At 45.7% G+C, this 15920-nt stretch carries 7 protein-coding genes; 1 reads left to right on the top strand and 6 read right to left on the bottom strand.

Annotated features, from left to right (window positions below):
* Window positions 1–7: 7 nt before the first annotated feature.
* Genes BM358_RS05410 through BM358_RS05430 form a run of 5 tightly spaced genes read right to left on the bottom strand, consistent with a single transcriptional unit; the run spans window position 8 to window position 9656 of the window.
* Window positions 8–1156 (bottom strand): archaeosine biosynthesis radical SAM protein RaSEA, encoded by a 1149-nt coding sequence (locus BM358_RS05410; RefSeq protein WP_028543130.1) that lies wholly within the window; start codon window positions 1154–1156, stop codon window positions 8–10.
* A gap of 2 nt (window positions 1157–1158) precedes the next feature.
* Entirely contained in the window at window positions 1159–2565 is a 1407-nt protein-coding gene (locus BM358_RS05415) for a condensation domain-containing protein (RefSeq protein WP_028543131.1), read from the bottom strand.
* A 13-nt stretch (window positions 2566–2578) separates the two neighbouring features.
* Window positions 2579–3610, bottom strand: coding sequence for a class I SAM-dependent methyltransferase (locus tag BM358_RS05420; RefSeq protein WP_028543132.1), 1032 nt, complete (start codon window positions 3608–3610; stop codon window positions 2579–2581).
* Entirely contained in the window at window positions 3607–6522 is a 2916-nt protein-coding gene (gene uvrA / locus BM358_RS05425) for an excinuclease ABC subunit UvrA (protein WP_028543133.1), read from the bottom strand. Before uvrA ends, BM358_RS05420 begins: the two co-directional genes overlap by 4 nt.
* Before the next feature lie 38 nt (window positions 6523–6560).
* A complete protein-coding gene (locus BM358_RS05430) occupies window positions 6561–9656 on the bottom strand; it encodes a cyclic peptide export ABC transporter (protein ID WP_256253339.1) in 3096 nt (1031 codons plus the stop codon).
* 577 nt (window positions 9657–10233) lie between these two features.
* On the opposite strand from BM358_RS05430, the gene BM358_RS05435 reads away from it, so the two are divergent.
* Window positions 10234–14727 (top strand): non-ribosomal peptide synthetase, encoded by a 4494-nt coding sequence (locus BM358_RS05435; protein ID WP_028543135.1) that lies wholly within the window; start codon window positions 10234–10236, stop codon window positions 14725–14727.
* A 117-nt stretch (window positions 14728–14844) separates the two neighbouring features.
* Here the strand turns inward: BM358_RS05435 and BM358_RS05440 are convergent, their stop codons facing one another.
* On the bottom strand, window positions 14845–15810 hold the full coding sequence (locus BM358_RS05440) for a glycoside hydrolase family 25 protein (RefSeq protein WP_028543136.1): 966 nt from the start codon (window positions 15808–15810) through the stop codon (window positions 14845–14847).
* Window positions 15811–15920: the final 110 nt, after the last annotated feature.

The raw sequence follows: 15920 nt of genomic DNA on the forward strand, positions 1-15920 counted from the left end.
CAATGAATCACTTAATTAATTCACTATTCAAAATGCTCAGTCTTTCCTCAAAAGGAGGATGCACGTGATTCAGTTCCTTCTTCCATTCAGCCTTGCAGCTGCAATCCAGATGGTCCAGAACGCTCGGATCAAGAGTGTGATTATACTCCTTCAACGCCTCCATTACTCGATCACTGCAATGCGGACAATTGTAAGGCACCCCGACAGGAGAAGGATAGAATTGGAACAAACCGACGATGATCTTGCCCAAATGCGCCGTCCGTTTTACCACCTCAACGATGCTCCAGAGCCATGCCGGTTTATAGGCGCCCTGGTCACTTAAATATTGCACCAGTGTATAATCCTGTACGGTACAGCTTTCCAGTGAAACGGTCGTCGTACCGAGCTCAAAAGCATGCTCAATCGTTTGTACGGCATGTTCGATAGCCTCTTGTTCCGTAATAAAGGGCGGCTTCAGCAACACATAGCTGCGTAAATTCAGCTCCTGGGTCACCAAGCGAGCGGCCTTATCAAATTGCTTTAAGGAAAAGCCTTTGTTTATGCATACATACCGCAAAAAGTCGTCAATCATTTCGAGCCCCATGGCGACTTCCACATGCTTATCCGGTAAAAGGCGCTTAATTTCCGCCATATTTTCTTTCGTTACAAATTCGGGTCTGGTTTCGATGACCAGCATTTTGATCTCAGGCTTTTCTCCAACCATGCGTATGATTTCCCACAGCGCTTCAGCCGGAACTTCATTGTCGTTGAGAATGGAGCCGTTATTATACAGATTGAGTAAAGGATATTTGCTAAAATCAATCCGCTTAAATTCCTCACTAAATTGCTCCAAATAATAATGGGCAGAGAGAGGGCCGTCTTTACGTGTTTGCTTGGCCAAATGACCGCACATGGTGCAGCCATTTCCGTTTTTCAAGGCCCACTCACATCCGTTAGACATTAAATACATGACTGCGCGTTGATAGTTTTTTCCCTGAAAGTTTTCCTCACGAATATCCGTTTCTGTCGCTACTTTGTCCAAATGATACTGTTCATCTGGAATTTTAGCGTGAATCTCCTTCATTAGATTGGCGATGAGTCGGTAATAGTGGGCGGTTTCTTTCGTGGTCATCCATTGATAGGAATCCATTTGTTCCCAAGCTTTCGGCTTCTTCATCTTCATACACTCCTTTTCAAAGTATCCGGGCTATAGTCAAATTCAATTGCCCAGACCTCTTCCAGTCTCTTTTCCATCTCCGTCAAGGAGTGAATATTCTGAATGGCACAATCTCTTTCTGTAACGATCAGCCTGAGCAAAGCAACATAACGTTCACATAACAGTTCAATCGCGGACGGCTCATATTTTGAGGGCTGATACATGATTTGGATGGCTGTTTGCTCCATTTGATGAATGCTCACCAGAAGTGAATAATCCGTTACGCTATGGCCAGAAAAGGATTCCAAGTTCAATTCACTCTGTTGATTGATCTCCAGCGGATAATTTTCAATCACAAGCAACGTATCAAAAAGACGCTCTGTGCTTCTGAAATTGCCGTAAGACTGTATATCCACAAGCGGTGTTGTTTCGTAGGGCTGTCTCGCTACGCTGGCTTGCTGAATATCGAGCAAGGCTTGTTGCAGCGTATCTCCATTGCCTGACTGTAACCGTACAGGAACCGTGTTCATCAAAAGCCCCACTACCCGTTCAATTCCAGGCAGGCTGCTGGAGCGGCCAGATACCGTCGTGCCGAAAAGCACATCCTGACGTCTGCTGACCTTTTGCAGCAGAATACCCCAAGCCGCTGTAAAAAGGGTACCTACTGTCACGGATTCTTCCTTCGCAACAGCTTCAAGCCCCCTCACCAGCTCCGATTGCAAAACATACGATTCGCAAGCCGTATCGCTTATTTCTGAGCTAGAAATTGTATCGGGTAAACACAGGGGCTGAACCTCATATCCAGTCAGGTAAGCTTGCCAAAATGCCTTACTTCCGCTTCTATCCTGCATCCCAAGCCATTTCACGTACTCTCGAAAACGCGGCTTGGCTAATCGTTCTGGCTCCCGGCCTGCACGCAGCGCATCATATGCCCGGATAAACTCACCCAGCACAATGCCATTACTCCAGCCATCCATCACAATATGGTGGTTGCTGACCATCATGATATGACGATCATGCGCCAGCCTAAACACCGTAATCCGCAGTAGGGGGCCCTCGGACAGGTCAAATCCTACAGCACGGTCTGCCTCGCGCAGCTCCTGTAGTACCGTCTCTTGCTCCACCTCTTCCATTTCTATGAGGTCATGGAAAGTGAAAGATAGGACGCGTCCTTTCAGGACAATCTGAACCGGGTTCTGGATCTTTTCCCAGCGGAATACGCTTCTCAGCACTTCATGCTGTTGAATCGTCCATTTCCACGCCTCACAGCAGACAGATAGATCAAGCTGACCCTGCAGCGTATAGCTGTATTGCTCAAAGTAAGCTCCTGTATCCTTGTCCCGTAAATAGTGGTAAAGCATTCCTTCCTGCATGGGAGTCAAACCAATGACATCCTCCACACGTGTTTTGTTCAATGGACGGTGGCTCATGGTTGTCTCTCCCTTACAATTGAATGATGGTGCCAATCCCATACGCGAACAGTCCCTCTTGCGGGTGACGAATAAACGGCTCTCGACAGCCCGTTGGGTCTACAAATTCCTCAAAGGAGGGATAACTTTGTTTCACTTCATCCCAGAAAACGCCAACATCATAACCTCTTCCCCACGTTTCAGGCCGCATGCTGATATCATGAAAAGCAATCATGCCGCCCGGTGCCACCAGCTCTTGATACATACGAAAATCCGAACTCACACCACCGTAGGAATGATCTCCATCAATAAATAGAAGGTCAATCTGCCGGTCTCCTAAAACCTTTTTCAAGTCCTGTTTGGTGGAGCAGTGAAATGAACGGTCTCGAATAAAAGAAAACTGCTGTCCCGTGCTGCCAAAGCTGGAGTAGAGCTGTACCTCACTGTCATCCTGACCCCCTCCATACGGTCCACCCGGATAATCAATACTGACGAGCAACGCGTCTGGATCGGCCAGTTGACTCAGGCAATAAAACACACCGCCGCTGGCTGTCCCGATCTCAACGACTGTTTTAGGCTTTTGGCCTTTCACGACCTCCAGAAAGCGACGCAGCTCATAGGGATTCTGAATGGCTGGAAAAACAGGTACATGCTCGGCGACACGCTCCAAAATAGCTCTTAACCGGATAGATTGCGGACTGGTCACGTCTTCTTGAAGATTTTCCGGGGAAAGCAGTTCGAATAACTCGGGCACGATGACCTTAGCCAAGAGTCCTTCCACATCAGGTTCATCTTCTCCGTCCAGTAGCCATGCTTCTGGCAGCCGAGGAAGCTTGTCCTCAGGATTTTCGCCTTTTTCAATGGCTGCTTTGAGAAGATTTGCCTGTTCCCGTGTTAGCTTCACATACCCAGGCTTCCATGCATGAATGAGTATAAAATCCCCCTTTACCTTGATGTGATCCAAGCCAAACTTGTGCACCCATGGCAGATCGTTGTATCGCTTTTGCAGATAATAATTTAGGGGGCCTGTCGGGAGAATGCGTAAATGTTCCAATCTGTTGCTCATGCTCTCACCTCGTTCTCGTCGTAATCCATTCCTAAGTTACGTAAAAAAGATCCGGTATGGGAGTGCTCACAGGTCGCAACCTGCTCAGGCGTTCCAGCTGCCACTAGCTGTCCACCTCGGGTGCCCCCTTCAGGGCCAAGGTCTATCACATAATCTGCTGTTTTGATCAGATGCAGGTTATGTTCAATGATGAGTACGGTGTTGCCCTCATCCACGAGCTGTTGAAGGATAGTTAGCAGTCGCTGAATGTCGTCGGGATGCAAGCCTGTGGTCGGTTCATCCAAAATGTACAACAGGCTGCGCCCTTTTTTTAACTGACTTAGCTCCTCTACCAGCTTAATACGCTGGGCTTCCCCGCCAGATAATGTCGTGGCAGACTGACCCAGCTTCATATAACCAAGACCCAATTCGTTCATGAGCTTCAACTTGCCGTAAATATCCGGTTGGTCAGCGAAGAAAACAGCAGCTTCTTCAATGCTCATCTCCAATACATCCGCGATATTCTTCTCGTGATATGTAATTGCCAGTATATCCTCGCTGTAGCGTCTGCCCCGGCACGTTTCGCAAACCATTTCAACGTCAGACATAAACTGCATTTCAGTGACGATCACCCCGAGTCCTGAACAAACTTCACAGCGTCCACCCGGTGAATTGAAGCTAAAATGTGCACTCTTTCGTTGGAGTTGCTTAGCTATTTCTATCCTGGCAAACAGCTTTCGAATGGCGTCAAACACCCCCACATAGGTAGCCGGAGTGGATCGCGGTGTCCGTCCAATTGGCTTCTGATCGATACAGATCACCTGATCAATCGACGCTTCTCCTTTCAGCTCTACATCGTGCTTCAGATATGCAGATTTACCATCCAGGCGAGAACGTAATTTCTCATATATAACGTTATGAACTAGCGTGGTTTTCCCTGATCCAGAGACCCCTGTAACACAAACCAAACAACCCAATGGAATACGAATATTCAGGTTTTGCAGATTATTCTCCCTGGCTCCCAGCACCTCAAGATATTTCCCGTCACAGGCCTTTCTTCGTTGGGTGGGAACAGGAATACCTTGCTTGCCGCTCAAATATTGTCCTGTCAAAGACTTCGAATTGCTCATGACTTCTTCCACCGTACCCTGTGCTACAATTTCACCGCCGAGCAATCCTGCGCCAGGTCCAATATCAACAAGATAATCCGCTTGGGCCATAATCTCCTCATCATGTTCGACGACCAAGATGGTATTTCCCAAATCCCGTAGTCTGTGAAGCATAGCTATCATTTTCCCGGTATCCTTCGGGTGTAATCCAACACTGGGTTCATCCAAAATGTAGATCATGCCCATCAGCCCAGAGCTTAATTGGGTCGTCAAGCGTACGCGCTGTGATTCACCACCCGAGAGCAGGGTCACCGGACGGTTCAGATTTAAATAGTCCAGTCCCATATCCAGCAGCAGCGTCAAACGAGTCTTGATTTCCTGTAAAATGGGCTGGGCCACAGCCGCAAGACTCTCGAAAACTTGAGGTGCCATTCGCAGTAGTTCATCACAGCCTGCATACAGCTCAACCAACGGCATGTTCGAAAAATCGCGGATCGTTTTGTCCCCCACACGATATAGCAGTCGTTCTGCCTTCAAACGTGCTCCTCCGCAGCTCGGACATACTTGTTCCCGCATCACTTCCTTGTCTTCCGCTTTCATGGCGCTCATTTCATCCTTGGCATTAGCGTTAAAGCGCTCATAAATAAGATTCACAATCCCTGCAAATCTTTCGTGCATCAGCTTGCCACCTGTAGCAGGATTCTCAATTGCAATCTTTTCCCCTTGAGTACCGTATAGCACAGCGTATAACGCCTCATCTGGCAGATCCTTTACCGCCGTGCTCAGTTCAAAATGATATCGGGTCGCTAGTCCCTCCAAAATTTTTCGATTTTTATGAAATTTCTCTTGCTCACATTGCCAGCCAAGTAGCTGAATCGCTCCTTCAGCTAGACTTTTGGATCGATCAGGAATCACACGTTCCAGATCTACTTCATAATGAGTGCCCAGTCCTGTACAAGTCGGACAAGCACCCAAAGGACTATTCGACGAGAAAGCCCCTGCCGAAATTTCACTCGCCACCATACCACAACAGGAGCAACCGAAATTTGGATTCCATACGAATCGTTTATCAACCATAGGTCGAATTTGAATCCAGCCATCTCCTAAGTCTAGTGCTTTATCCACCATAGCTTGAATATCTTTGCGTTGCTCCACGGAAGCTGAAATCGTAATTCTGCCAACCAGTACCTCCAGCTGACTGTCTCCTTTTCCTAGACGTACGGCCTGTGGAGACCTACCGGAAAACAAAGCTTCTGCTTGCTCTATATCCAGCATTTTTTGATTCCAGCTTAATTGGGTGTAGCCTTTTTTTTGTATTTCCTTCAGCAACGCGACAGGCCCTTCATGTGGCATGGAAAGGATTGGCGCATAGATTTCTATTGAAGTGTCGGGTGAACAATGGAGTATCTGCTCCGTGATTTTTTTCCTTGTCTGTACAGACAGTGCTTCCTGACAGTAGGGACAAACCGCCCGACTTGTTCGTGAAAACAACAACCGGACAAAAGAGGAGATTTCGGTCAATGTACCCACGGTTGACCTCGGGTTGCGCGACACCGTCTTTTGCTCCATCGCGATTGCCGGAGACAACCCTTCGATCAAGTCCACATCCGCCTCTTCCGTTTTTCGCAAGCCCATTCGTTCATATGCGGACAGCGACTCCATTAAGCGTCGTCGCCCTTCCGCATATAGTGTATTGAAGACAAGCGATGATTTACCCGAGCCGCTAACTCCCGTGAAAACAACCAGTTGATCTCGCGGAATCCGCAAGGAGATATTTTTCAGGTTGTGCTGTCTTGCACCTTTGACAACAATGTAGTTTTGCATGCTAAGCCCACACTTTTTCATAAATTTTAATGGATTGGTTATGAGCCACTGACTTCAGCACTCAACACCTCCAGCTCCTTCATCTGCCCCATTTCCATCTTCAGCAGTCGGTCTGCGGTATGGAAATAATGGTCATCATGCGTAATGGCGAAAATAATTTTACCCGCCGCCTTCATTTCAGGCAGAAGTGTATGGTAAAAGAACTTGCGGAATTCCGGATCTTGATCGGCAGCCCATTCGTCAAACAAATATACGGGTCGATCCTCCAGATAACAGATCAAAAGCGCAAGTCGCTTTCGTTGTCCACCTGATAGCTTGAGCGTACTGAAATATCCATCCTTGACCGTTACTTTTTCCTCCAGTCCCAGTCTTTTCAGATAACGCTCAATGTCGGACTGCTTTTCCTTATAATCAATGTCGTACAAGCGCTCAAACAGATGAAAATCAGAGAAGACGGTGGAAAAATACTCGCCCGACGTGCGGGCATCAATGACTTCTCCATTGATCGTGATGTATCCCGTTTGTGGAGGATAGAGGGCAGTCATTAATTTAGCAAGCGTCGTTTTACCACTGCCGTTGCCGCCTGTGATGAAAATGGTCTGTCCTTTAGCCGCTTCCAGTGTAATAGGTCCGACCAGAAAGCTGGACTCTCCAGTCACGTTGCTGTACTCGAAGCTAAGATTATGAAAACCAATTCGTTCCACAGCCACTTCTTCATCCACCAAACTCGCAGTATCATACACTTCTCCGCTGTCATCAGTCGGCATTTCCGCAATAAAGGCTTTAATTCTTCGCCAGGAGGTCCGAATCTGGAACAGCTCCGGCACAGCCTGCAACAATCCGTTGATGGGTCCGATCAAGTAGAGGAACACGACAACAAATTGAATTAATGTGTAATCCTTAATGTTCGGGAAAATCGTCGGGAACACAAAGGTAACTACACCTAAAATTAAAATCAGCAGCGTCTCGCCCAGCACCAGTGCATTGGTAAATTTAATGCGGGACACGGAGCGTTTTTGACGATACTGTTCACAGCTATCCTGAATATCGCTGCTAAACTCCGTCTTTTTGCGTCCATGCATACTAAGCTCTTTAAAACCTTTGAGCATATGGTCGATGAACCCCAAATACACGTTTTGGGTATCCCTCGCCTCTTCCCAATAGCGGTTAGCCGTACCGCTGACGATGCTATAAAATGCGGCAATCACCGCAATGACAGCCAGGGAGAGTATCGTGCCCCAAAATGAAATCGTACCGAGATAAACAAAGCAGCAGATGACTGTCAGTAGACTGGTCGCGAACCCCACCGCCACATTGGCCGAGAAGCCCACCATCTCTGTATCATTATTTAAAGTGGCTAAAATTTTGCCATTGTCCATGCGTTCTAATTTGTCATAAGAGCTGTGTAGCACACGTTGAATCAGTTCCATTCGTTTTCGATAAATCATGTTGTAGGTAATCTTCACTAATTTGGTTTCAATCAGCTTGCGACCGAAAATATAAACCGCCAGCGCTAATCCGAAATAATACAGCAGATATTTGAGCGGTATTTCGCTGCCAATTGAGAAATTGACGATAAAAATGACAAAAGCATTCGCCGCCCCGCTCAGCAAGCTCATCATTACCAGTAAAGGAAGCGAGCGTTTATTTTCGTCTGTGTTCGGAAAAAGCGTACCCAACACCAGGTAGCCAAAGCTCAAGAGCAATCCCAGCCCCAAGGCTGCAATCGCAAACGGAAAGCTAAACGGAGACCAGACGATCGCAGTTGTCCAAGAAACGCCCTGCATGGCTGTAGGAACCAGATAAACTCCATACAAAAATGGTGTACTGCAAAGTAAAAATAGCAGCCATGTGAGCAGCTTTTTTGGATTCAAAGGCTTCAAAACACGTTGTTTGCGGATGATATCTCGTACCACCGTCATCAACAGGACCACTACCGCCAGCACATAACATGCCAGCATGATCGTAATAACGGACCACGCATTGTCTGTTTTCTGATCTGGCTCATACGGAGACACAGGCTGACGATCTCGTAAAATGTCCATAAGACCATGCCCGGTGATATACGTTAACGTGGTACCGTTGTTTGCCATAATCCCTACAGCCAGCTGATCCTGAGGGCGAAAAACCATATAAGCAGAAAAATTCGGATTTAATCCAGCCTTGGACACCTCTCCGTTTCCACTTTGGTAGTCAGCCCAGCCCATAGCATAAGACGACATATCAAACTTGCTGGGGGTAACGGTGCGGTCAGGCGCATGAGTTTCCATAATTAATGGAGTCATGGGAGATTTCAGGCTGCCCAACTGATATTTGAGCCAAGTGGCGAGGTCATTTCCGTCCATCATGATATAACCAGCGGGACGGTTTCCTCTAAAGACAGGGGATTGATATTCACGTGCTTGAAAAAAGCCGTTCTTGTAGCCTGTTGCCATCGTGGGTGCGGCTTCTGTGGGATAAAGAGTAGTTTTATTCAGACCTAAAGGCTGAAAAATATGGGTCTTCATATAATCTTCGTAAGGTTGCCCTGTGACCTTTTGAATGACAGCCCCCACGATTGCGTAGTTAATGGTGGCATATTCAAAGCGTTCGCCAGGACGATTATGTAATTCCAGGCCATTCACATTTCGTACAACCTGTTCCAGTGAATCGGGACGGTTGGAGATCGGGATGTCGGTAATTGTGTACCATGGAATGCCACTGGAGTGATGTAACAGCTGCCGCAGTGTAATCTCGACATTTTGGTGCTTATACTTGGCTTGAAACCATGGAAAAAACTTTGAAACGGGATCATCCAGCTTCAACAACCCCTGCTGCTGTAGTTGCAGCACGGCAAGTGCTGTAAATCCTTTGGAGCAAGAGGCAATTTCAAAGCTTGTCTCGGGTGTTACAGGAACCTGCTTGTCCACATTGGCATACCCAAAACTTTTGAGATAGGCCGTTTCCTTTCCACGAACCACAATAACTGTCATTCCAGGGATATGACCTTCCTGCATCTTCTCATGAATAAATGCTTCCAAACGCTGAGTGGTGTTTTCATCCAATCCTGCTGCGGCCTCCGCACGACTGGGCGGAATACATGTAGCCACTAAAGCGAAAATCAGGATAACCGCTGCCATTTTTCTCATGATCATCTTTTTACATTCCATAATCGCTCCAGCTTTCTTTGTAATATGTAATCAAAGCTTGCTTGACCAATATATGTAAGACTATTTATCTAGTAATTACATAAAAAAACTAGGATAAATAGTATTCAACATCATGAATAAATATACACAATTTGTATATTTAATTTATGGATAATTAAATAGTTTAAGAGTAAATATATGTTAAATAGGAATGGATTTATTTAAAGGAAAATTAAGGAAGAATGCCAGGATATTGATTGCGAAATCGGAGAGTCAATTACCAGAAATACTTAATAAATTAATATTTATCAATATTATCGAAATTGTATTAACACCTTAACATTTCATCCATATCGGATGTAGTGAGCTAATTCACACTTTTTTAAAAATTCCATTGTAAACCTACGGAAACCTTTTAAAGGGAACTCGCCTTTTTAAATTGGAATAAAATTGTCGAAAATCCGTTTTATTTTTTGTTTAAAAATACATTTTTTCTGCTTGATTGTTTTTATTGGGTGGGCTAGGATCATTTTTATGTAGACTCTATGTTTTTCAATATCTGCATGTATAAGGAGGCTAATGGATGTTCTATGCATTAACGCATTCTCAAAAAAGAGTTTGGTATAACGAGAAAATATATGGTACGACAGCCATGCACAATTTGACCGGACTTGTACGCATTCAAAAGGAACTAGAGTTTGACGCGCTGGAGAAAGCGATTCAACTCTTCATTTCCAAAACGGAAGGCCTCCGCATCCAGATCGAAGAGCAAAATGGAGAACCCGTACAGTACGTGAAGCCCTATGAAAAGGAGCAGATCGCATGTATTGATTTTAGTCATGAGCCTGATCCGTTACTTCATTTTGAACAATGGCTGAAGGCTGTGAGTGGACAGGTTATGCCTCTGTTGAATGCCAAACTGTATTCTTTTGTTATTTTTAAACTTGGGCCTGGTGATGTTGGTTATTTGGGTCAATTTCATCATATTATTGCAGACGGTTGGGCCTTACATATCGTGTCTGAACGAATTTCGCAGTATTATACACTACTGGTTAACCACAGCCCCCTGCCTGCTGATGAAGAATATTCCTACATACCTATCATTGATCAAGAACAAGCCTATTTAACATCTGAGCGTTTTATTAAAAATAAAATATTCTGGCATGAAAAATTCCAAACCTTACCCGACATGATACCTATCAACAAAAGCAAAGATATTTCGGCCGTTCGAACGTCCTTTGCCATCGACAGTGAAACTTCACGTATCATTCAGACCTTTATCCAAAGCTCCAAACTTTCTGTAAACGTATTATTCGTATCCGCCCTTCTGCTTTACATCTACCGGACGACTCAAGAAACCGATGTGGTGATCGGGACTCCAGTCCTAAACAGATCGGGCAAAAAACAAAAAAATACGTTTGGTATGTTCACCAGCACCATGCCGTTTCGCATCCAACTGGATGAAGCTTTAGATGCCTGCTCTTTGATGAAGCATGTGGGGGCAGAACTGATGAATTTTTATTTTCATCAAAAATATCCATATGATCTTCTAGCTAGTGACCTGGAGCTTGCTCAAAAAGGATATAACAGTCTGTTTGATATGTGTGTTAATTATTACAATATGAAATTTAGTCCCCAATTTGATGGGTGCCCCTATGAAGTTCAGGAGGTTTTCAGTGGTTATCAACCTTATGCGCTGCAACTGGTTATTCGTGACTGGGAGGGGAGCGGAAGAATTACGCTGGACTTTGACTATAAAGTGAATTCTTACAGTGAGACGCAGATCGCAAAAATGTTTGAGTATATCATTCATATCGTTCGCGAGATGATCGAGCAGCCACAGACCCCGATTGCGGAAATTGAAATGCTATCTCCGCAGGAACAAAATGAGCTGATCTATGGGCTGAATCAAACACGTTCTTCCTATCCCTCGTCCCTAACCATTACTCAGTTATTTGAGCAGCAAGTCGTTGAAAAAGCTACTAATATTGCCTGTTACTTTGAAGAGCACACGTTAACCTATCGTGAGTTAAATGAACAAGCTAACCAACTGACGAGGTTTTTAAAAAGCCGTGGTATTGGGCAAGAGAGTATCGTGGGGATCATGGCTGGGCATTCATTTGAGCTTATCATTTCGATCTTAGCTGTGTTGAAATCAGGTGGGGCCTATCTGCCTATAGATCCTCACTATCCAGCTGACCGTGTTAGCTATATGCTGGAGGATTCCGGGGCTGCTTTGCTTCTTACCGATGCACCTTTGAATGATGATATTTCATTTTCCAGAGGAGTTTATCGTATAGACGATGCATCCCTGTACCATGGAGATTGCTCGAATTTGAAGCCACAAAGCGGACCGAACCAGCTCGCTTATGTAATTTACACCTCCGGTTCCACAGGCAAACCTAAAGGAGTGGCAGTTCCGCACAAGGGACTTGTGAATTACATATGGTGGGCGAATAAAACCTACTTGTCCGCAGCTCACGAGGTCTTTGCTTGTTATTCGTCAATAGCCTTTGATCTGACTGTCACTTCCATATTCACCCCATTAATCAGCGGACATGCCATTAACCTCTACAGAGATGATGATCCCGGCGAATTTGTATTGTTCCGCATTATGAAAGACCAACGTACAACCATTGTAAAGCTAACTCCCGCACACTTGTCCCTTCTACAAGAGTCGGACATTCGTACATCGAGCGTCCGCAAATGCATTGTAGGAGGAGAAGATCTCAAAGTCAGTCTTGCTCACAACATTCATGACAAGTTTGGCGGAAGTATTGCCCTGTTCAATGAGTACGGACCTACGGAAACCGTCGTAGGCTGCATGATCCATATGTATGATGCAGACCGGGATAGCAGAAGATCCGTTCCCATCGGTGTGCCTTCCGATAACGTGGCTGTATATTTGCTGGATACGCACTTAAAGCCTGTTCCTGTGCAGGTAAAAGGAGAAATCTACATTTCCGGTCATGGAGTGGCAAGAGGATATCTGAACAGACTGGAACTCACAAAAGAAAGGTTTCTCGATAATCCTTTTGTTCCTGGCGAACGAATGTATAAAACCGGTGACATGGGGATACGGCTGGAAAATGGCCTGATCGAATACCTTGGCCGAAATGATAACCAAGTCAAAATCAGAGGCTTTCGTATCGAGCTGGGTGAGATTGAAGGAGCTTTATCCTCCTATCCTGACATCCAGCATGCTGTCGTAAACGTTGTGGAAACAGGCGATGCGAATAGATATCCCGTTTTGTGTGCCTATTATGTATCTGATCGTGTTATCTCTCCCAAGCTTCTCAAAGATTATTTACATGCTTGTCTTCCCCATTATATGGTACCAAGCCACATACTCCAGCTGGAAATCATTCCGCTTACATCCAATGGCAAGGTGGACAAGCAAAAGCTTCCTGTGCCAGACGTGTCCTCTGGATTAACTGACATATATGAGGAAGCCCATAATACGGTGGAAAGCATTCTCGTGCAGGTTTGGGAAGAGCTGTTCCATACGTCTATCATAGGTATCCACGATAATTTCTTCGCACTGGGCGGAGACTCTATTAAAGCGATCCAGATGACATCCAAATTAAATAACTATGATTTGGAAGTGGGTGTACAGGATGTTTTAGCGCATCCCAGTATAGCAGAGCTTGCTCATTACACACGCCAAAAGAGCCGACTGTACGATTCTTCAGCTCCCGTCAGCGGAGAAATTCAGCCTACACCGATCTCCTTGTGGTTTATGGAGCAGTCATTTCATAATCCTCATCACTATAATCAATCGGTCTTGCTTCTGCTGAAAAATGAAATGGATCGTTCTGCTCTAGAAAAGGCATTTCACAAGGTAATTGAGCATCACGATGCTTTAAGGATGAGCATACACCCGGCTGGCAAGTTATTTTATAACCCGGAACTCACTGCAATCCCGTTCAAGCTGGATTGTTATGACATGACGCCTATTTCAGCAGATGCTTGGCAGCATGAATTCAATAAGCTGGTGCATAGCTTGCAATCCGGTTTCGATCTGTCCCACCGTCTTCCTATTCGAGCAGCTATATTCGATCACGGACAAGGAACCTGGGAATTGTTCATCACTGCGCATCATCTGGTTGTAGATGGAGTTTCCTGGAGAATTATATTGGAGGATGTATTGGAGGCTTATCATGCCTTAGAAGAAGGCAAGGAGGTACATTTTTCAAGAAAAACAGCCTCTGTTCAAACCTTTGCCAAGGAGCTTCATCATTATTCCACTACTGCGGATCTACGGGAGGAGCTTGATTTTTGGAATGAAATGGAGGGCGGCAACGACCATTTTCCAGCATTCATCACAAGCCAGCCAGCTACTGCCGTAAACTATGCTTCATGTGCAGTCGTCGAAGGAGAACTTTCCCCTACCCATACGCACAAACTGCTCACCAAGGCGAATCAGGTCTATCATACTGAGCCTGTGGATTTACTGCTAGCTGCCTTGGCGTTAAGTGTAAAGGAATGGATCGGGTTGGACGATTTCACTTATGAGGTTGAGCATCACGGAAGGAGCCTGGATCACGTAGACGTATCCAGAACGGTTGGCTGGTTTACGGCGTTACATCCCTTACGTATTCAAGTGCCAGGTACAGAAATAGGCAGTGTCATTGCATATGTCAAGGAACTGCGCCGACGCATTCCCCAACAGGGTATCGGTTATGGCATTTTAAAATACATGCAAGGAGCTATTGAAAAAAGTAAAAAGATTCGTCCCCTACGCTTCAATTATCTGGGACAGTTCGATCACGAAAGTCAGAGTTCAGACTATGTATATAAGCATACTCCAGGCCTTCAAGATGTGGACTACGCCAATCATCTAACGGCTGGCATCGAAATCAACAGCCTGATTGTTAACGACCAGTTGGTGGTCCATATGATGTACAGCACGGAAATGTTTGAAAAAGAAAGTATAACTGAATTTATGCATATGTATGTCCAAACTCTACACCGTGTGATTGATTTTACACTTAGTCAGCAAAATGTTCACTTCACTCCTTCGGACTTTGAATCTGCTCGGATTAGCCAAGAGGATATTGAATTGCTTTTCGAATAAGGGTGCAATAAGGGCAGGCGGTTGCCTTCAACCGCCTGTCTATTTAGACTTCGGGCGTAACTGCTTTACTCATTTCATATAAAAGTGGGATTGGCAGTGAATGAGTTCTTTCGAAGATCATTTGGTTGTTTTAAACACACCCAGACGGTTCAGTACGACCAGTAAGCGATAAAAATCGTAACTGCTTGGCAGTTTCGCATCCACAATCGGGCTTGCCGGATTAAATGCAACAGCGGCAGCCATCGCTTCCTTCGCCCAGGTCGGTACAGGCATAGCCTGACGCGCCTCCAGTTCAGCTACCCGCTGATCCACCTTTTTAATATAAGCGCTTTGTTCATTCAACGTCTGCTTAAGCACATCTTTGCTGTTTTCAAGGGCGGCGACCTGCTGCTGCAGGGCCTTAAATGCCGCTTTTTCCTCTGCTGTCATTGGCTCATCCCCCTTTTCTCCTACAAATGCTTGGCGTAGCTCGGCCTCTGTTCCGACGTATACATTCAGGTCAACCGGCCCTTGAATTCCATCAACCCGTCCACTATCGCTGTATTGCCAAAAGTCCCAGCGCTTCCATGCCGTGGTGTCGCCGGGCACTCGTGTACTATAACGCGCAATCCACAGCTTATAACTACCCAATGGGGCTTTGAAATGGGCAGCAAAAGCATTCCCTGTATATACCATCGGCTTGCGGCCGCTTACTCGTTCAAATTCCGTTATAAATGCCAACGCAACCTCATGAATCGCGGCCGAGCTAAGCCCTCCCGGATTATTTTCGTAATCCATCACCGCTGGCAAGTCCAGCGCTTTCGCACCCCCCACCTGATCCAGCACCTCGGCGAAATGCCTGGCTTCCGCTTTTGCTGCGTTTACACTAGTTGCATCTACAAAATGGTAAGCTCCCAGGAGAATCCCGGCTGCCTTGATCCCTTTTGCATTCGTGATAAATGTCGGATCGACGTAACGCTGTCCTTGACTCGCTTTAATAAAGGCAAACGATTTACCATCGGCTCGTACACGCTTCCAATCAATCGTTCCCTGATATCGGGATACGTCAATGCCTTCGGCAGCGTTAGGGCTGCGATTCTGCATAAGGCGTTCCCTCCTTATCATTCATAATGTTGTAGCTCACTTTGTCTCTGTTATCCATATGCTTGGACCATCCATACGGTCTGGGCTTTTCCACTTTTACACCGAAAAAA

Origin of the sequence: Paenibacillus sp. cl130 (assembly GCF_900116035.1) — a bacterium.
Classification (GTDB): domain Bacteria; phylum Bacillota; class Bacilli; order Paenibacillales; family Paenibacillaceae; genus Paenibacillus; species Paenibacillus polymyxa_B.

Excerpts from the sequence above, each read along its gene's own strand:
- BM358_RS05435 (WP_028543135.1), top strand. The coding sequence starts at position 10,234 with ATGTTCTATGCATTAACGCATTCTCAAAAAAGAGTTTGGTATAACGAG.
- BM358_RS05420 (WP_028543132.1), bottom strand. The coding sequence starts at position 3,610 with ATGAGCAACAGATTGGAACATTTACGCATTCTCCCGACAGGCCCCCTA.
- BM358_RS05415 (WP_028543131.1), bottom strand. The coding sequence starts at position 2,565 with ATGAGCCACCGTCCATTGAACAAAACACGTGTGGAGGATGTCATTGGT.
- uvrA (WP_028543133.1), bottom strand. The coding sequence starts at position 6,522 with ATGCAAAACTACATTGTTGTCAAAGGTGCAAGACAGCACAACCTGAAA.
- BM358_RS05430 (WP_256253339.1), bottom strand. The coding sequence starts at position 9,656 with ATGATCATGAGAAAAATGGCAGCGGTTATCCTGATTTTCGCTTTAGTG.
- BM358_RS05410 (WP_028543130.1), bottom strand. The coding sequence starts at position 1,156 with ATGAAGAAGCCGAAAGCTTGGGAACAAATGGATTCCTATCAATGGATG.
- BM358_RS05440 (WP_028543136.1), bottom strand. The coding sequence starts at position 15,810 with ATGCAGAATCGCAGCCCTAACGCTGCCGAAGGCATTGACGTATCCCGA.